Origin of the sequence: Desulfosporosinus shakirovi, assembly GCF_020595055.1 — a bacterium.
Lineage (GTDB): Bacteria > Bacillota > Desulfitobacteriia > Desulfitobacteriales > Desulfitobacteriaceae > Desulfosporosinus > Desulfosporosinus shakirovi.
This window is the reverse complement of the sequence record NZ_JAJDOO010000010.1, coordinates 1-17216: the sequence shown is the minus strand read 5'-3', so window position 1 is coordinate 17216 and position 17216 is coordinate 1. Positions and strand designations below refer to the sequence as shown.

General features: G+C 43.1%; 19 protein-coding genes and 2 riboswitches. Of the genes, 15 read left to right on the top strand and 4 right to left on the bottom strand.

Annotated features, from left to right (window positions below; genetic code table 11):
* Positions 1–46 precede the first annotated feature (46 nt).
* Entirely contained in the window at positions 47–355 is a 309-nt protein-coding gene (locus tag LJE72_RS10580) for a ferritin family protein (RefSeq protein ID WP_229247549.1), read from the bottom strand.
* Between the two features lie 297 nt (positions 356–652).
* A riboswitch (cobalamin riboswitch) is annotated at positions 653–838 on the top strand.
* A 119-nt stretch (positions 839–957) separates the two neighbouring features.
* On the opposite strand from LJE72_RS10580, the gene LJE72_RS10575 reads away from it, so the two are divergent.
* From LJE72_RS10575 to LJE72_RS10560, 4 genes are all read left to right on the top strand, one after another.
* A complete protein-coding gene (locus LJE72_RS10575; RefSeq protein ID WP_229247548.1) occupies positions 958–3045 on the top strand; it encodes a ribonucleoside triphosphate reductase in 2088 nt (695 codons plus the stop codon).
* Positions 3045–3728: an anaerobic ribonucleoside-triphosphate reductase activating protein gene (locus tag LJE72_RS10570; RefSeq protein ID WP_229247547.1), complete on the top strand. Its 684-nt coding sequence runs from the start codon at positions 3045–3047 to the stop codon at positions 3726–3728. Before LJE72_RS10575 ends, LJE72_RS10570 begins: the two co-directional genes overlap by 1 nt.
* On the top strand, positions 3721–4401 hold the full coding sequence (locus LJE72_RS10565) for a class I SAM-dependent methyltransferase (RefSeq protein WP_229247546.1): 681 nt from the start codon (positions 3721–3723) through the stop codon (positions 4399–4401). Before LJE72_RS10570 ends, LJE72_RS10565 begins: the two co-directional genes overlap by 8 nt.
* A 174-nt stretch (positions 4402–4575) precedes the next feature.
* Entirely contained in the window at positions 4576–4761 is a 186-nt protein-coding gene (locus LJE72_RS10560) for a hypothetical protein (RefSeq protein ID WP_229247545.1), read from the top strand.
* On the opposite strand, the gene LJE72_RS10555 is transcribed toward LJE72_RS10560, so the two are convergent.
* A complete protein-coding gene (locus LJE72_RS10555; protein ID WP_229247544.1) occupies positions 4758–4949 on the bottom strand; it encodes a CooT family nickel-binding protein in 192 nt (63 codons plus the stop codon). The genes LJE72_RS10560 and LJE72_RS10555 overlap by 4 nt on opposite strands.
* A 419-nt stretch (positions 4950–5368) precedes the next feature.
* On the opposite strand from LJE72_RS10555, the gene LJE72_RS10550 reads away from it, so the two are divergent.
* The 7 genes from LJE72_RS10550 (at position 5369) to LJE72_RS10515 (ending at position 12716) form a co-directional block, all read left to right on the top strand.
* The gene (locus LJE72_RS10550; RefSeq protein WP_229247543.1) at positions 5369–6529 is read left to right on the top strand and encodes an iron ABC transporter substrate-binding protein; all 1161 of its coding nucleotides are present in this window, start codon (positions 5369–5371) and stop codon (positions 6527–6529) included.
* Positions 6530–6623: 94 nt separating this feature from the next.
* Positions 6624–7220: a class I SAM-dependent methyltransferase gene (locus tag LJE72_RS10545; RefSeq protein ID WP_229247542.1), complete on the top strand. Its 597-nt coding sequence runs from the start codon at positions 6624–6626 to the stop codon at positions 7218–7220.
* A 254-nt stretch (positions 7221–7474) separates the two neighbouring features.
* Positions 7475–8962 carry an alkaline phosphatase gene (locus LJE72_RS10540; protein ID WP_229247541.1) on the top strand — a complete coding sequence of 496 codons (1488 nt, stop codon included), beginning with the start codon at positions 7475–7477 and terminating at the stop codon, positions 8960–8962.
* 112 nt (positions 8963–9074) lie between these two features.
* Positions 9075–10244, top strand: a complete 1170-nt coding sequence (locus tag LJE72_RS10535) for a YibE/F family protein (protein ID WP_229247540.1) — start codon at positions 9075–9077, stop codon at positions 10242–10244.
* 107 nt (positions 10245–10351) lie between these two features.
* Positions 10352–10527, top strand: a riboswitch (cobalamin riboswitch).
* Between the two features lie 242 nt (positions 10528–10769).
* Positions 10770–11093 (top strand): hypothetical protein, encoded by a 324-nt coding sequence (locus LJE72_RS10530; RefSeq protein ID WP_229247539.1) that lies wholly within the window; start codon positions 10770–10772, stop codon positions 11091–11093.
* Between the two features lie 11 nt (positions 11094–11104).
* Positions 11105–11524: an ABC transporter permease subunit gene (locus tag LJE72_RS26230; protein ID WP_312038915.1), complete on the top strand. Its 420-nt coding sequence runs from the start codon at positions 11105–11107 to the stop codon at positions 11522–11524.
* Between the two features lie 145 nt (positions 11525–11669).
* Positions 11670–12716, top strand: a complete 1047-nt coding sequence (locus LJE72_RS10515; protein WP_229247538.1) for a DMT family transporter — start codon at positions 11670–11672, stop codon at positions 12714–12716.
* A 138-nt stretch (positions 12717–12854) separates the two neighbouring features.
* Here the strand turns inward: LJE72_RS10515 and LJE72_RS10510 are convergent, their stop codons facing one another.
* On the bottom strand, positions 12855–13094 hold the full coding sequence (locus LJE72_RS10510; protein WP_229247537.1) for a DUF2922 domain-containing protein: 240 nt from the start codon (positions 13092–13094) through the stop codon (positions 12855–12857).
* A 36-nt stretch (positions 13095–13130) separates the two neighbouring features.
* Positions 13131–13355 (bottom strand): DUF1659 domain-containing protein, encoded by a 225-nt coding sequence (locus LJE72_RS10505; protein WP_073032673.1) that lies wholly within the window; start codon positions 13353–13355, stop codon positions 13131–13133.
* A gap of 265 nt (positions 13356–13620) precedes the next feature.
* Here LJE72_RS10505 and LJE72_RS10500 point away from each other — a divergent pair, with 265 nt between their 5' ends.
* The 4 genes from LJE72_RS10500 (at position 13621) to LJE72_RS10485 (ending at position 17039) form a co-directional block, all read left to right on the top strand.
* The gene (locus LJE72_RS10500) at positions 13621–14412 is read left to right on the top strand and encodes a DUF3102 domain-containing protein (RefSeq protein ID WP_229247536.1); all 792 of its coding nucleotides are present in this window, start codon (positions 13621–13623) and stop codon (positions 14410–14412) included.
* Positions 14413–14788: 376 nt separating this feature from the next.
* On the top strand, positions 14789–15340 hold the full coding sequence (locus LJE72_RS10495; protein ID WP_229247535.1) for a GNAT family N-acetyltransferase: 552 nt from the start codon (positions 14789–14791) through the stop codon (positions 15338–15340).
* Positions 15341–15656: 316 nt separating this feature from the next.
* A complete protein-coding gene (locus LJE72_RS26225; RefSeq protein ID WP_312038923.1) occupies positions 15657–16124 on the top strand; it encodes an alpha/beta hydrolase in 468 nt (155 codons plus the stop codon).
* Between the two features lie 339 nt (positions 16125–16463).
* Positions 16464–17039 carry a reverse transcriptase domain-containing protein gene (locus tag LJE72_RS10485; RefSeq protein WP_229247533.1) on the top strand — a complete coding sequence of 192 codons (576 nt, stop codon included), beginning with the start codon at positions 16464–16466 and terminating at the stop codon, positions 17037–17039.
* Positions 17040–17216 lie beyond the last annotated feature (177 nt).

The following is a 17216-nucleotide window of genomic DNA, read 5'->3' as shown; positions in this document are numbered from 1 at the left end:
ACTGAGATTTCACTGTCCTTACATCCATCTTACACCGGAAATGGACTTATTTTTTCTTCAAGGCCTCAATTTCTTCTTCGACTTCCTGAGCACCTTCCTTGTAGAATTTTTCTTCGTCAGGAGCTAACTCTTTTAAAAGTCTTAGAAACTTTCCGGCATGGACCTTTTCTTCGTCGGCAATATCCTTCAATACTTCAATGGCTAATTCGTTGTCTGTTGATTCAGCTAGTTGCATATACAATTGAATAGCTTCATATTCGGCGGAAATCATGAATCTAATGGCTCTAATTAATTCCTGGTCAGTTAATTTACGGTCTTTCGCAAGCCCGGAAAAAGGGTTCCCAAAATATGGCATAATGATTACCTCCTTATTGTTAATGATCATGAAATAGCTTTAGGATTGGTATCTGCATTGTATAATGTATAAGATAAGAACCAAGTCAGAGTGCTCTAACTTGGTTCTTATCTTATGTTTACGCTTAAAGTAAGCGAAAGAGTTTCGGTAATAATTCATTTGTATAAAGTAGTATCACGAGTATTGGCGAAGGTCCTTTTAACAGACGGATTTTGTTAGAGATAGATTCTCCAAGCTGAATTATTTACCAACTTAATGGTTGACACATTAGGCTGATTTACGATAACATTATATCAATTGAATGATGGAAATAAAGGTGCTAGTACTACGAGTACAGCTTAAAAGGGAAGCAGGTTGAATTCCTGCACGGTCCCGCCACTGTAATGGGGAGATGTTTTACACAAGGCCACTGGTTCCATACCGGGAAGGCGTGAAGCATTAATGAACCAAAGTCAGAAGACCTGCCTTTGTTTAATGAACCAATAACTCTACGAGCGATAGGGGGGTTCCATAGTAAGTGTTGTATTCAGGGATATACACAGCCTCTTGTCGCTTAGCGTCAAGAGGCTTTTTAAATTGGAAGAATTGGAGGTTGTTAAAGGATGATATCAGAAATTATTAAAAGAGATGGAAGACTTGAGGCTTTTACGCAAGAGAAAATAGTGCATGCCATTTTTAAAGCCGCTGCTGCTTGTGGAGGGTCAGATTATGAGCGTGCTGAGGAAATAGGCAGGCAGGTTGTAGTACTCTTGCAAAAAAATTACAAGGACAAGCAACCGGACGTAGAATCAATCCAAGATATCGTTGAAAAAGTCCTCATTGAAAATGGTCATGCCAAGACTGCCAAAGCATTTATTCTTTATCGTCAGAAAAGGAAAAACAGCCGTGAAATGGATGCTTTGATCGGGGCAACCATTGGTATGTTTTCTGACTACTTGGGGGATAAGGATTGGAAAATCAAGGAGAATGCCAATGCTCAAAAAAGTATTAATGGACTCAATAATTATATCCGAGAGGTGTTCACCAAAAAGTATTGGCTTTATGAGATCTATCCTCAAGAGGTTCGAGAAGCTCATGAAAGTGGAGATTGCCATATCCATGACCTGGGGTTTTTCGGGCCCTATTGTGCCGGCTGGGACTTGCGTCAACTCCTTATGGATGGATTCGGAGGAGTGCCGGGCAAGGTAGAAAGCGGCCCTGCCAAACATTTAAGGTCTTTCCTGGGGCAAATCGTTAACTCTACCTTCACAACCCAGGGGGAAACCGCGGGAGCTCAGGCATGGTCAAGCTTTGATACCTTTTGTGCCCCCTTTATACGAGAGGATCAATTGACCTTGGCCCAAGTCAAACAGTGTTTGCAAGAATTTGTCTTTAACATCAATGTGCCCACACGGGTAGGATTTCAATGCCCTTTTTCTAACCTGACCTTTGATATTCGGGTGCCCTCCACCTTGAAGGATGAACATGTCATAATCGGCGGGCAATATAGGGAGGATAAGTACGGGGATTTCCGGGAGGAACTGGATATGTTCAATCTGGCCTTCTGTGAAGTGATGTTGGAAGGAGACTCTAAGGGGAGAGTGTTCACCTTCCCGATTCCAACCCTTAATATTACCAATGACTTTGAGTGGAACAGCCCTGTGGCAGATGCTTTCATGAAAATTACCTGTAAGTATGGCATTCCCTATTTTGCCAATTATGTAAACTCGGACTTGTCCCCGGAAGATGCTGTATCCATGTGCTGCAGGCTAAGGTTGGATACGGGGGAACTCAGAAAAAGAGGCGGAGGCTTGTTCGGAAGCAACCCTCTCACAGGCTCCATAGGTGTATTTACAATTAACCTGCCCAGATTAGCCTATCTAGCCAAGACAAAAGAGGAGTTTATGGAACGCTTGAAACGTATGGCAGAAATCGGGCGCACGGCTTTGGAGATCAAACGAAAAGTGATCGAACAGCAATCGGATAAAGGACTGTACCCTTATTCATGCTATTACCTGAGACATGCCAAGGAGAGAACCGGACAATATTGGCATAATCATTTCAGTACCATCGGTATCGTTGGTATGAATGAGGCCTTACTTAATTTCATGGGAAAAGGAATAGAAACTAATGAAGGACGAGAGTTTTCGGTTAGTGTTATGAACTACTTGAGAGAACTGCTGATTAAGTTTCAGCAGGAGACGGGCAATGTCTATAATTTAGAAGCTACCCCTGCCGAGGGAACCTCTTATCGGCTGGCCATGCTGGATACTAAAAAGTACGACTCAATCATTACGGCAGGTGAGCAAGTTCCTTACTATTCAAACTCAACCCAACTGCCCGTAGGTTATACGGAAGATATTTTTGAGGTTTTAGAGCTACAGGATGAGCTCCAATCCCTTTATACCGGGGGGACGGTTCAGCACCTCTATTTAGGAGATGCCCTTGAGGATACAGAGGTCTGCAAGCGGCTCATCCAAAAGATCTTCAACAAGCATAAGATTCCCTATATCTCCATTACTCCCACCTTCAGTATCTGTGATTCTCACGGCTACATCAGCGGAGAGCATTTTAATTGTCCTGAATGTGGCGCCGAAGCTGAAGTTTGGTCCAGAGTGACAGGATATCTTAGACCCGTTAAAAACTACAATCTTGGCAAAAAGGAAGAATATGATCTGAGGAAAAAATTCGTGATTGGGGAGGCGGTTTGATGAAGATTGCAGGATTTATGAAGACATCATTTGTCGACTATCCCGGCAAGATAGCATCTGTAGTTTTTACCCAGGGTTGTAATCTAAGATGTAGTTATTGCCACAATGCCGGTCTTATAGAAGCTAAGGAAGATTTCAGGGGTATTTTGCCTGAAGAAATCTTCCAGTGGCTTTCTAAAAGAAAAGGAATGATTGATGCAGTAGTTATTAGCGGAGGAGAGCCGACGCTGCAAAGGAACCTTAAAGTTTTTATCGAAGAATTAAAAGCCATGAAGCTCCTTGTAAAGCTGGATACCAACGGAACTAATCCGGATAGTTTGAGAACCTTGATCGCCGATGAACTGCTGGATTTTATTGCTATGGATTTAAAAGCCCCTCTCAATAAATATGAAGAAATTACTGGGATGGGTGGGTTAGAGCTATCGTCAATTCGAGAAAGTGTGGAAATTATTAAAAATAGCGGGCTTGCTCATGAGTTTAGAACCACACTTTGTCCTAATCTAGAAGCAGATGATATACCCAGCATTATATTAGGATTTGAGATCACTTCAAATTATGTCGTTCAGAACTGTAAGGACACAGGGGTTCAAAAAGCATCTAAGAAAAAACAGGATTTAAAAAATTTGATTATGTACAATAACATAAATTGTGCCTTATTCCTGCGAGGTTTTGAAGTTGGCTGATTTAACTTGCCCTAAAAAAGAAGCTTGGGAGTCATTGTTGATTAAATATGTTGGGCGAGGGGGAAACCTTCAGGTGTTAGATGTCGGAACTGGAGATGGCTTTTTAGCAATATTATTAGCCGGGCTGGATTATTCAGTTACAGCAATAGATCCCCATCCAGATAGGTTGGAACAAGCTCGGAAAAACGTTGAGGCATCAGGAAAGAACATACGCTTTTTGAAAGCTGAGGCTCATGCTATTGATCTGCCCAATGAAAGTGTTGATGTGATTGTCTCCAGAAATGCCATGGGACTTTCCCTTCACCCGAAGGAAGTGTATCAGGAATGGTTTAGACTTTTAAAACCCGCCGGTAAGGTATTGGTGTTTGACTCTAATTGGTACCTAGGCCTTAACAATCCGGAATTGAAACGACAATGTGATAAGTATCGGCGCCTTGCTATCAAAAAAGGTTATCAAGACAAAATCATCTCCAAGCAGCCAGTAAGTGACGCAATTGCTCGGAAAATGCCGTTATCCCATGAAAGGCGGCCACTATGGGATCATGGTGCATTTCGGCGCTGCGGTTTTCAAGAAATCGAAGTTGAGGAAAATATTAGTTCCTTGGTTTTCAATGAACTGGAACAAATCTTGTACCATCCAACTCCAATGTTCGCTATTTGTGCCAAAAAATAACTCTTTATTAAAAAATAGTAGAATAAAGAAGGTATTTTGAATTTTTTGTAGAATAATAATATTACAAAATAGTAAAAATATTAAGACATGGATGTCTGGCATTGAGAGGTAGTCAGCCCCATGGTTCTTTTAACCTAATTTATTTGAAATTTTAATAAACAGGAGGGTTAGGCCATGAAACAAAGAACCAGAATGCAGGAGACAGAAGATCGCAGACAATCGTTGCATGACAAAAAAGGCGAGATTTTAGGGAGATTCATGTCGGAAAGAGAACAACGCTCTCGGTGGATTGTGCAGCTTATGGATATTGAAGATGAGCTAGAGGAACTGTCGTGTTCGTCCGGAAAGAGAGACTTCTAAGGTAATTTTTCAACAATAATTCTGTGGTTGAGCAAAGTCATAGCTCTGATTCTGGCAGGAACAAACATCTGTCTGCCAAGTATGTCCATTAGATTCACCCCGTTCTCACAGGGTTCAAGGGTATCGACAGACTCCATGATCAGGACTTCGTTTTCACCATCTTGGAGATAGACGTTAGACTCACACATTACAATCATCCTCCCTCGATATTCAAAAAGGCCATGGCAAATCTAACTCGACCTAATGTCAAGTCAAGACCTCCATGGCCCTTTTTATTGTATATTTATGATTATTCTATTCCACACAAAGTGAATAATTCCTTCTCAAGGATGGTTGGATTCTTGAGTAATTATTTAGTCTTTAAGGGCCCCTTAAGAAATATTTTCCAAAATGAGCAGGGGTTTCAGGGCTAATGTCGAATGCTTAAAGGAATTTAATTAGTGCATTTAAGACCATGGAGGTCATAAGGCGGCATAAGGCGCGCCTGTGATTTCTATGGTCTTTTTATGTATTCCAGGAATTGAGGTGATGCCTATATCTAAGCAGATGGTATACATAATGACATGAAGAATTTAGGTTCAGATAAATGAGGAAGGAGATTTACAAAATGAATAAAAAGATCAGGGAAAATTGCCCATGGTTGCTATGTTTACTGCTGGTCGGTATGACCTTGTTGGGCTGCTCAGCAGGGCCGGGCAGCAATAAGGCGGAGACAGATCAGCCCGCAGTAAGGGCACAGGGAACAGTCAATTCAGAAATGCAAACCGTGACTGATCTGGTGGGGCGTGAGGTGAATTTGAAAATTCCGGCTCAACGAATTGTGGCAGTCGGGCCGGGGGCCTTAAGGCTGGTTGCTTACGCGGAGGGAACCGACCGAGTGGTTGGGATCGAGGATATGGAAAAGAAAGTCCCCACAGGCAGGCCTTATATGTTTGCTTATCCGAAACTAAAGTCCTTGCCCACCATTGGGCAGGGAGGAATAGATACGGTGCCCGATGAAGAAGTCCTGCTGAGCGTCAAGCCGGATGTCATATTTATCGCCTATCTGGTGGACAGAGCTAAGGCAGATAATCTTCAGAACAAGACTGGGATTCCTGTCGTGGTTTTGAGTTATGGGCCATTGGCAACCTTTAATGAGGAAGAAATCTACCAGTCCTTGGATCTGGTCGGCAAGGTTATCGGATCACAACAACGGACTGCAGAAGTCATTAACTATGTTAAGAAGAGTCAGCTGGATCTGGCAGAACGCACTAAGGGTATAGCAGACGCTGATAAGCCCAAGGTCTATGTAGGTGGGTTAGGAGTGAAAGGAACTCAGGGCATTGAAAGTACTCAGGCCAAGTATCCTCCGTTTATGAACATTGGAGCCCGGAATGTCGTCGATGAAACGGGAAAAAGCGGTAGTTTAATGATTGAACGAGAGAAGCTGGTGAGCTGGGACCCGGATATTCTCTTTATTGATGAAGGCGGTTACAGTAAGGTGCTTGCCGACGCTCAGAAAAACCCGTCCTTTTATCAGTCTCTGCGGGCCGTCAAGAATGGGCGGGTTTACGGTCAGATTCCCTATAATTTTTATACTACGAATATCGATACAGCCTTGGCAGATGCTTATTATGCGGGCAAGGTAATTTTTCCGGAAAAATTTCAGGATATCGATCCCGTTGAAAAGAGTGAGGAAATCTATACCTTTCTCTTAGGAAAACCTGTTTATGAAGAGATGGCTAAGGATTATGGCGGCTTTAAAAAACTCGATTTAACTCAACCCTAAGAGAAGTTAAATCTGCTCAGGTCAAAAAATGATGTTAGGCAAGAGATCGCGGTTTAACTATTAAAGGATTAAAAGGACAAAAGGAGAGAGCGGGATGAGTCATAAAAAAGCCTATTTTGATGAGAAGGCTGCCAAGTGGGATACTCTAATGGAAGATGAGGTAATAATCCGGCTGAAAAATATGGTGGAAGAGCTGGCCTTGCCTCCGGGATGCAAGGTGCTGGATTTGGGGACAGGCACGGGAGTGCTGATTCCCCTGTTGATCGAAGCCGTGGGTTCAACCGGAAAAGTGATGGGGCTAGATTTTTCTCCCCGGATGCTGGCGGAAGCCGGAAAGAAATATCAGTACCCTAACTTAGAGTTCTTAGAGGGAGCCGCTGAAGAGATTCCCTTAGCAGCTCAGGCAGTCGATGAAGTAGTGTGCAACTCTGCCTTTCCCCACTTTGATGATCTGAGGCGGGCAGCCCAGGAAATGGCCCGGGTTCTGAGGCCCGGAGGGCGGGTTACTGTTATGCATCCCCACAGCAGAGAGTATATTAATAATCTTCACGTGTCTCTGGGTGGTGCAGTCCAAAACTGTCTGTTGCCGGAGGAGAAGGAGATGAAGTCCATCTTTGCCGAGGCGGGGTTTGCAGAGATCATCTTGGAGGATGCCTCTCAGGGTTATTGCTTATCGGGAAGGAAAGCATGAGCCTGTTAAAGGAAATGACCAAGGGAAATGAATGAAAGGGTTGGCGAAAGCTTAGGGACGGCAAACAACGGGATTTGTTCCTTGGAAAATTGAATGAAATTAATGCGTTGGGGAGAGGATAGAGATTCTCCAGACCGGCGCATTTTCTTTTTGGCTAAAATAGAAAAAAATAACAGTAAGCTTACAAAAACGTAATTGGCGCTTAATACTAGTGTTGTACAATTAAGAAAAATTTTCGGAGGTGTAAAATAGGAATGTTCAAAAGAAACCATTCCAAAGGTATCGCGTCTATAGTCCTTATTGGTACAGTACTTATATCCCTTTTGGCGGCCCAGCCGAACCTGGGAATAGCAAAGTCGGCGAAAGAGGAGGTTTATCAAGGAAAAAATCCAAAATATGTTTTTATGTTTATTGGAGATGGCATGAGCTATGCCCAAGTCAGCAGCGCTGAAATGTATCTGGGTGAAAAATCTTTGCCCGGAAAGCTCGCTCCTGAGCAATTGAGCTTCACTAAGTATCCTGTTCACGGGGCCCTTATGACTCAGGATTCTTCTTCCTTTATTCCCGATTCTGCTTCAACAGCTACTTCTCTCGCTTCAGGTCAGAAAACTTTGTCCGGCGTCATAAATATGGATGAGAGTAAAACCAAGACTTACACCCCCATCACGGAAGATTTGAAGGCCAAAGGCTATAAGATTGGCATTGTAACCAGCGTTCCCATCACCCACGCTACTCCGGCGGCTTACTATGCTAAGGTGGCCAATAGAAATGATGCCTATGAAATTGGAAAACAACTGGCAGCCAGTGGCTTTGATTATTTTGGCGGCGGGGATTTTGATCAAAAAACCGGGCCTAAAGGAACGGATCAACCTATATACGAGATTGTTGAGAAAGCAGGCTATACCATAGCCAATACTAACGAAGAAATCCAGGCTTTAAATAACCGTTCAGGCAAAGTCGTGGCCATTGATCCAGACAATTATGAGACAGCTTTAGACTATGAAATCGACCGCGAGGCAGATGAACTGGCCCTAGCTGATTATGTCAAAAAGGGAATTGAAGTATTAGACAATAAAAAAGGCTTCTTTATGATGGTGGAAGGGGGGAAAATCGACTGGGCCAACCATGCCAACGATGCCACAGCTTCCATCTATGATACCGTCGCCTTTGATGATTCTGTGAAAGTTGCTTTTGATTTCTACAATGCCCATCCTAAGGATACGTTGATTCTTGTCACGGCTGACCACGAGTGCGGCGGTATGACCATTGGGTATTCTCTGACAGGCTACAGTACCCATTTCGAGAAGCTTCAGCCGGTAACCATGTCTTATCAGGAATTTGACAAAATTAGTAAACAGTACAAAGAAACTAATCCTGCTACTCCAAAGCTGGAAGATTTAAGCGATAAGATTAAAGGGGCCTATGGCTTAGATACAGCCACTCTGACTTCTTACGAATCTTCCTTGCTGAACAATGCTTTTACCAAGTTTATGTCATCAGAGACAAAGCCTTCAAATGATCAGGAAAATGTTCTTTATGGGACGTATAACCCCTTATCGGTGACGCTCTCTCATATCATCAATAATAAAGCCGGGCTAAGCTTCTCCTCCTATTCCCATACAGGTGTACCCGTACCCGTTTATGCTGTAGGTACCGGTTCAGAGATGTTTGGCGGGTACTATGATAATACCAAGATTTACAACAAACTGTCTGCGATTACCAAAAGTGCACGGGGGAAGTAAACGCCTGTAAAGAAGTCAAATCCATAAATCAGCTGTTTAAATAAGGTATCAGTCCTGAGGGGGTCAAAACCCCTCAGGGCTGATACCTTGGTAATTGCCGGGAGGGAATGCTTTGCAGAGAATACTTCTTGAGATTTTAGAGAAGAAAGCTGTTTATCTAAAAAAAATACCGTTGAGAGAACTTGTTTTTAACCTTATTGTCCTAATCTTTGTAGTTATTTTGCTTCTCCTGCCCACTGGATTTCAAGAGAATACCTATCCGGATAGTATGCGAGCAGTAGTTAAAGTACTGGAGGTTAATAACGATAATGTTTCGAAGACGGTAAGTTTTGTCTTCGAAGGGGAGCAAGTTTGTAAAGTAGAAATTCTGGATGGTTCTTTTAAAGGGCAGCAAACCTTTGCCCACAATCGGTTCATGGGCAGATTGGAAATGGATAAATCCTTCGTTGAAGGAGACAAAGCCCTGGCAGTCATTGACTATACAGACCAAAACATTAGAAATGTCACAATGATTGATCATTACCGCATTAATTTAGAGAGCATTCTCATCGGAATTTTTGCCGTCTTCTTAATTCTCTTTGCCCGTTGGACGGGAGCAAAGGCCCTGTTATCTTTTTTAATGACGGTCTTAATGATTTGGAAACTACTGATCCCCTTGCTTCTAAAAGGGTGGAATCCTATCATTATTTCCTTGTATTTTGTAGTGACAGCTACTTCCATCATTATTTTCATGGTTGGGGGGCTGAACCGTCAATCTATGGCAGCGGTTTTGGGTTCTCTTTCAGGAACCTTACTCACCACTATTTTGGCCATCATTTTTGGCCACAGTTTTAAAATTCATGGTGCAGTGCTGCCTTATTCTGAAAGTCTGCTCTATGCGGGATACGCTCATTTAAATTTGACCCAGATCTTGATTGCCGTCGTTTTTATCGCTTCAGCAGGAGCGGTAATGGATCTGGCTATGGACATTGCCGCTGCGGTTCATGAGGTGGTGGAAAATAAACCGGATATCACCAGGGCAGAAGCCATACTTTCCGGACTGAACGTAGGCCGGACCGTGGTGGGAACCATGACCACCACCTTATTGTTCGCCTACACGGGAGGGTATATTTCCTTGCTGATGTTTTTTATGGCTCAAGGAACGCCGGTTGTGGATATCTTTAATTTAAAGTATGTCTCCATGGAGATTATGCACACGATTGTGGGAAGTTTCGGACTTGTGGCAGTGGCTCCTTTTACAGCCCTGGCCTCAGGAATCCTTTTGACCAAGAGGCCTGTGTAGAGGTTTTCTCCTGAGCTCAGGTAAGCTTAGTTCCCCAGCTTAGTCTCTATTGAGGGCGCTATGCTGACCCTTGACCATGTAATGGGTATGTGATACATTTGATTTGATAATTCAATATTGGGCTTGAGATCTCTCTTAGGGGAGAATCATCACAGGGAAGTCGGTGCAAATCCGGCGCGGTCCCGCCACTGTAAAGGGGAGTTTATGTCATCCACTGAGGAAACTTGGTCGGGAGGCAGTAAACAAGAACCTAAGTCAGGAACCTGATGCCTTATAGCTTTACTCACGACGGATGGGTGAAGGGACTTGTTTATTCAGCCCTTCATTAGTTTGAAGGGCTTTTTTATTATTGAGGGTACATAAAGGTTTCCGGAGGGAAACGAACCTGTAAGGTTATGTCTTATTCAAGCGGGATCTGTTTTCAAAAATGCCCAGGCGACTTGAAAGTGGAGAAGAACGCGGTGTCTGAGACAACTGCTTGATTGCTGATTTTAGATTGGCAATCAAGGGGTTGTCTCTTTATTTATGTTCAAGACTAACCCCGGCAAATATATCCACATAAATGTTATTCTTCCGGGGCGACAAAGGGAAAAATATCAGCCTGCTCTGAGCCGTCAGGAGATTGTAGATAAGGTAATGAACAAAGAAGCTCTAAAGCATTTCCAAGCGTCGGGGATGACAGTACAGGACGGCAAAGTACTTAGAAACGGTCAGCCCATTAAATTGCGAATGGCTACTTATATAGCTCGTCCTGAACTGCCTCAAATGGCTCAAATTGTTCAGGCTTCGGCTAAACAAGTAGGAATTGAGATGGAAATCCAAGTGGCGGAAAATATTGATGAAGTTTGACGGTGGTTTTGGTGGCGATTTTTGGATCTTTGGCCGCTCGCTACGCCGGGAGTTGGGTGGATAAGTTCAGTACGGGATTTTGTCTCATAGGAGCTTCCATTCCTACTTTTTGGCTGGGGTTGCTGCTGATTGATTTATTTGCCGTTCGTCTTCATTGGCTTCCCGCTGTTGGCATTGACCTTAGCAATCCTCGTCGGAGTGCCCATTGGACTTTTGGTCGGTTATTTGGGGGGACGGGTAGTCTGGACGTATCTATTCAGGCGAAGGTTCTTAACTTGCTGAAAGACCTTCAAGAAGAGCTAGGTCTTTCATATCTCTTCATTTCCCATGATCTCAGCGCTGTCCACTTCATGAGCCAACGGTTGATGGTCATGCAGCAAGGAGAGATAGTAGATGTCTGTGAAGGAATGGAGCTTTTTGATGTGAACTGAACCTTTAAACCTATAAAGCCAAGACTCAGCGTTAGAAAAGGAGAATGGTTGCCTTGACTAAGGAAGATCTACTAATTCGAAGGATTACTTCGGAAGACATTGATGCTGTACAAAGATTTTTGTTTGGGCAATTGAAAGAACTATTATGAGAAATAAAACAGCAATATCTATAGCAATATTGGCGGCGGCACTTTTTGGGATAAGCTCACCAGTATCTAAGCTATTGCTTGAGGAAATACCTCCTACGTTAATGGCAGCACTCCTTTATCTCGGAGCGGGCTTCGGAATGTTAACCATTAATATAGTAAAAGCACTTAGCAAAAGCGAACAAATTGAAGCTAAGATGACAAAAAAAGAAATGCCGTATATTCTGGGTATGATTATCCTTGATGTGGCTGCACCTGTTTGCTTGATGATTGGACTTACGATGACAACATCTGCAAACGTCTCCCTACTCAGCAACTTTGAAATTGTGGCCACATCCCTTATTGCTTTATTGATATTCAAAGAGGCTATTGGCAAGAGAATGTGGATCGCCATTTCACTGATAACCTTAGCAAGCATTATTTTATCCATTGAGGATTTAACGAGCTTTTACTTCTCAAACGGCTCAATATTTGTTATCCTCGCTTGCATTTGCTGGGGGTTTGAAAATAACTGTACTCGTATATTGTCTCTGAAAGACCCTCTTCAAATTGTTGTCGTCAAGGGTTTCGGCTCTGGAGTAGGGTCACTCATAATTGCACTTGCCCTAAAGCAGTACAGCACCAACGCCTTATACCTATTAATGGCCTTAGTGCTGGGATTTGTGTCCTATGGTCTTAGTATCTACTTTTATATTATCGCCCAAAGAGAACTCGGCGCTGCAAGAACAAGCGCTTATTACGCAGTTGCTCCTTTTACTGGGGTGTTATTCTCGATAATACTTTTCGGTCAGCACATTACCCTATCCTTTGTGATCGCCTTAATTATTATGATAATGGGTGCTTATTTTGGAGGAGTGGAATACCATAAGCATCTCCATACTCATGAAGAGGGCACTCACGAACATAGGCATAATCACGAGGATCATCACCATACTCATCCTCATGACTGCAAAGGTGAAGGCGAACACAGCCATGTTCATACCCATGAAAAAATAGAGCATACACACGCGCACACACCAGATATGCATCATGTTCATTCCCATTAGAGTTAAGGTGGAACATGCTTTGCGTTTGTCGGATGGTTTTTTTGTCGTGTCGCGTAGGCTCCTATGACCCTTCGCGACACGACAAGTTTTAGCTGTTAGTTACTGGGGTTGCGCCAGAGTTGGGATCAAGGCTGGTGTTTAAGCCTGAGGCGGGTCAAATAAATCATCGGTAACAGTACCGATGACCTTGATGTCCCGTATGCCTGTAAGGGCACCGCTGGTCGTCAGGAAAACATTGCTTGAAACAATCGTATTCATGACGGTCAGGACCTCAGCTTGATTCAGGTCTTCCCGGGGATTGGGAATTGTTATCGCAAACGTCTTTCCACCCTCGGTGGTAAAACTTAACCTGACCACTTTGGTATCAGTTGTAGCCATAGACTCACCTCCTTTTCTTTGGATTTTCATAAAGGTTTACTCCTCTATCAGCCTGAAATTTTTTCTTAACTGCACGTCCAGCAATGGCTGCTGTGACAGGCTGAATAAGGCCTGAGCCACATCGAAAAGGGCTTCTTCGGAGGCATCCGCCCGCACATAGCTCAGGCTTTTTTGCCTGGTCACCGGGCTTCCGGTGGGAGTAGATCCGTTTTGGTAAATGGCTATCAGTGCGGAATTTAAAGCTTCAGCGATGATTGACATTTGCTTGCTCCTTTCTAAGCTTTTGACAAACCGGCTGTTCCGGCATGTCCCTATATACTATGAACTTGCATCACTGGAGGTTACCCCTGAAATATAAAGAATGTCCCAACCAGCTGACGTTGCCTGCTTCGGACATGATCTTAGCCGAAATTGTCATCGGATTTCCATTTTGGAAGGTGATTTGCCGGGTTCATAGTCAAGCTTTCACCCTTCGAAACCCGCCTGCGTATGCTGTCCTAAAAGCTATTAAAAGGCGGGAATCAAAATGAATGAACTCAGCACTGAACGTACTCCCCTAGCCATCGCGGCTGAGATTAATAGGATCAAACAAGAGACTTGTAAAATTATGCTTACCAATGCCCTGGAGATCGGCAAGCGCCTGAAGGAGGCCAAGGATTTGCTCCCCCATGGAGAATGGGGAAAATGGCTGGTGGAATCGGTGAGCTATTCTCAGCGCAAAGCCAACAAGCTGATGCAGCTTTATAAAGAATATGGAGATAAACTATTCGCTGACGGCGCGGGGGAAGGTAGGTCAAATTCGCCGACGTGGGCGAATTTGACCTACAACCAGGCTCTTCTCCTGCTGGGAATTCCGGAAGATGAGCGGGAGGAATTTATCCTGGAGCAGGATGTTAATAAGATAACCATCCGTGAGCTGAATCGGGCTCTTAAAGAACAGAAGCAAACCCTTCAGGAGAAAGAGCCGGCTCAAGTCACATCTCTGCCCAATAATCCCGGGGAAATCAAGATAGAATATCAAACCGTCAAAAAAACCGCCAAACCAATAAGCAGGCCAAAAACTGCTGCCTCCCAAGCCTTTACCACGAAGTATGAAGAAAAATGCATCGCTTGCCGCCAAACGATTGCCGATGCATTCCAGGAACTGCTGGAAGCCCTCTGCCAACTGGCCAGACTTGATCCGGCGGTGCAGGAGAAATGCAGCGAAGACGCGAGGGAGCTTGCTGGAAATATGGTGGAAAGGCTCAAAGAGTGGCCGCCTGTTACCAGGACGAATATGACGACGGTTGAGACCTACGCTACCCATGAAAGGTGGTAGATTATCTAGGTTGCTATTGGCGTTACTTTTTGCATGTAAAGCCCTGAAGGTCTTGTGGAAGGCAGAAAATGTTTTGGCTTAGCAGGAATTTAGCAAATGATGAGAGAATACAGCTCAAGAAAGAAAAGATGATATTTGCTTAGCAAGACCATGGAGGTTTGACTCATTAGAGAGTCGGCTTCATGGTCTTTTTTATACAAGGATTTATCCATTGATCTTTTCTCTCAGAGTTTTCATTAAATCTTTATGTGAGATCCGCTCCATTCCTGAATTGCTTTGCGCTTCGGCTTCTCCTCATTGAGATGGGTTAAAGAACATTAAATAAAGGGTTTTGTAGAAAACTGGAGAACAGTAAAATCATGGAAGGGGGTATTCTATGTCTAGCAGAGGATTTGTTATGGAGGGAATAAAGATGGAAATAAGAAAAGCAACGATTAACGATGTTAAAGATATTAGTCGTATATATGCCTTAAGCTGGAAATTTGCATATAAAGGGATAATTCCTAAAGCCTTTTTAGATGAGTTGAAGGAGGATCATTGGGAATTAGCATTTATAGATTGGATAAAAGATAAGGTTTTAAATGTTCAGATTTTATTTGAAAATGGAAAGCCTATTGGCTGTGTTGCATATGGAAAATCTAGAGATCAGTCACTCCCTAATTTTGGAGAAATTGTTTCTCTTTATTTGTTGCCGGAATATTTCGGTAAAGGATATGGTAATAAGATTCTAGATTTTGCATTATCAGATTTAAAAGAATCTGGTTATGAAAGCATCTACTTATGGGTACTAAAGGATAATCAGCGGGGAAGACGCTTCTACGAAAAGAATGGATTACGGTGTAGCAATGATGAATATATTTTAGAAATTATGGGGGAGAAGCTTATTGATGTACGATATGTTTATTCTTATAAGAGTTGTACCCAATAATCACGAAAAGAGCAAAGAATATTATAGTGTAATCTGAATGTCTTTACTGAATGCTTAAGGTAGCGCAGTTATAACCAGACTTCGGGATACGCGTGACTATGTAATCCCTTGTAAGTATTTCTTAAGATTAATTTACGAGGAGAGCCTTCGGTGAAATATTCAGGTGAAGATTTTTGAAAGAACTATATGGAGAATTGGTTTGGGGCGGAACTAATTAGCAAATGGAGTGAATGGCGACTGAAGAGACTATTATATCGAATAACAGAAAGTTACATATAGAGATTTATGATGCTGATAACCCAATAGTCCAACGTTAATTTTTGCTCATGGAATTGCCGGGTATGCACGATTGCTATTGCCTTTTTTGATTCCACTACGGGAAAAGGGGTACAACATTATTGCTCCTGACTTGCAAGGATTTGGATATAGTGAGGGACTTAAGGGTGATTTCGAGTGGGACGTTCATCTTCAAAACCTTTCCGACACAATAAATTATGCAAAACAGAGGTTCAGTGGAAAGGTTATTTTAGGAGGAGCAAGTATGGGAGGTCCTTTATCTTATGCAACAGCGGCCCGTTTTGGGGGAATAGATGCACTTGCTTGCTGGTGTCTATGGGATTTTAGCGACAAAGAATTTATGTTGAATGAAACTAATACAAAGAACTTTACATATCTGCTTATTCCCGTCTTTAGGATTCTAGGTTCGGTAATGGGTTCGGAAACGGACAAAGTGCAGGTGACCACGTGTTTAACGTCACGGAAGTCAATACAAAGGAATCACTAAAGGTGAGATTCCGGAGGGCCTGTCGGGGTCAGAGAACATGGCATGTATGGAGAGAAGTATCAGGAACTTGGGAGACCCTGCCGGTTCCAGCAAAGTCTGGTAAGTCTTACCAATCGAAAAAGAGGAAGGCTGAAGACCATCAGGGAGTCGGATTAACTCATAGTACTCCGAGGACGGGAAAGCCGACTACAAGGGGAAAGGGTTAACAAGAGTATGCAGCTTGCAAAGGAAACATCAACCGGACATGTAGGATCGGAACCATTGATGCGAACCTCCCTGCAGGGAATAGCGCAGAAAGCAATTAGACTCAAGAACTACTGATTTCAAAACCTTTATCGGTTGCTCAATTACAACGCTTTAGCAGAAGCATGGAGAAATAACAACAAGAGAGCAGCAGCAGGAGTCAATAAAATAACTGCTAAAGAATTTGCAGGAAAGCTTGAGCAGAACTTAGCTGACGTGAAGCAACTGGAAAAGAAAAGATATCGGGCTAAACTGGTATGTAGGGTAGATATACCAAAAGGGGAAGGGAAAACCAGGCCTTTAGGAATTCCAGCTATAGCCGATAAGCTCGTTCAGAGTGCCGCAGCTAAGGTACTAGAAGCCATCTTCGAACAAGATTTTTGTTCTAGTAGCTATGGCTATAGACCCAAGCTTAGCGCACATACGGCAATTAAGGACCTGACTAAAGAATTGAACTTTGGCAATTACAGTTACATAGTAGAAGCAGATATTCGAGGATTCTTTCAAAATATAAATCATACGTGGCTTATTAAGATGTTAGAGCAGAGAGTTGACGACAGAGCATTCCTTGGGTTAATCAAGAAATGGCTTAAAGCAGGGATATTGAAACAAGATGGCGAGGTAATACATCCGGCAACTGGATCTCCTCAGGGTGGGTTATGCAAAGCTTAGCATAACCCACCCTATGCAAAGTAAGTAACTATGCAAAGAGATGTACAAAAAACGTTGATTTTCGGCCATTCCGAATTAAATTACTTTGCATAGAAAGCGCATTCTTTTTCCAGGGAGCTCCTGGCAAGCCGATGACTCTGGGGAACGTCTATAAAAACTTCCGGCGTTTTCTGTGGC

What these genes read in the sequence shown, in the direction of transcription:
- LJE72_RS10510 (WP_229247537.1), bottom strand. Translation starts at nt 13,094, where the DNA reads ATGGCTACAACTGATACCAAAGTGGTCAGGTTAAGTTTTACCACCGAG.
- LJE72_RS10555 (WP_229247544.1), bottom strand. Translation starts at nt 4,949, where the DNA reads ATGTGTGAGTCTAACGTCTATCTCCAAGATGGTGAAAACGAAGTCCTG.
- LJE72_RS10570 (WP_229247547.1), top strand. Translation starts at nt 3,045, where the DNA reads ATGAAGATTGCAGGATTTATGAAGACATCATTTGTCGACTATCCCGGC.
- LJE72_RS10580 (WP_229247549.1), bottom strand. Translation starts at nt 355, where the DNA reads ATGCCATATTTTGGGAACCCTTTTTCCGGGCTTGCGAAAGACCGTAAA.
- LJE72_RS10560 (WP_229247545.1), top strand. Translation starts at nt 4,576, where the DNA reads ATGAAACAAAGAACCAGAATGCAGGAGACAGAAGATCGCAGACAATCG.
- LJE72_RS10530 (WP_229247539.1), top strand. Translation starts at nt 10,770, where the DNA reads ATGTTCAAGACTAACCCCGGCAAATATATCCACATAAATGTTATTCTT.
- LJE72_RS10500 (WP_229247536.1), top strand. Translation starts at nt 13,621, where the DNA reads ATGAATGAACTCAGCACTGAACGTACTCCCCTAGCCATCGCGGCTGAG.
- LJE72_RS10515 (WP_229247538.1), top strand. Translation starts at nt 11,670, where the DNA reads ATGAGAAATAAAACAGCAATATCTATAGCAATATTGGCGGCGGCACTT.
- LJE72_RS10540 (WP_229247541.1), top strand. Translation starts at nt 7,475, where the DNA reads ATGTTCAAAAGAAACCATTCCAAAGGTATCGCGTCTATAGTCCTTATT.
- LJE72_RS10505 (WP_073032673.1), bottom strand. Translation starts at nt 13,355, where the DNA reads ATGTCAATCATCGCTGAAGCTTTAAATTCCGCACTGATAGCCATTTAC.
- LJE72_RS10550 (WP_229247543.1), top strand. Translation starts at nt 5,369, where the DNA reads ATGAATAAAAAGATCAGGGAAAATTGCCCATGGTTGCTATGTTTACTG.
- LJE72_RS10545 (WP_229247542.1), top strand. Translation starts at nt 6,624, where the DNA reads ATGAGTCATAAAAAAGCCTATTTTGATGAGAAGGCTGCCAAGTGGGAT.
- LJE72_RS10575 (WP_229247548.1), top strand. Translation starts at nt 958, where the DNA reads ATGATATCAGAAATTATTAAAAGAGATGGAAGACTTGAGGCTTTTACG.
- LJE72_RS10495 (WP_229247535.1), top strand. Translation starts at nt 14,789, where the DNA reads ATGTCTAGCAGAGGATTTGTTATGGAGGGAATAAAGATGGAAATAAGA.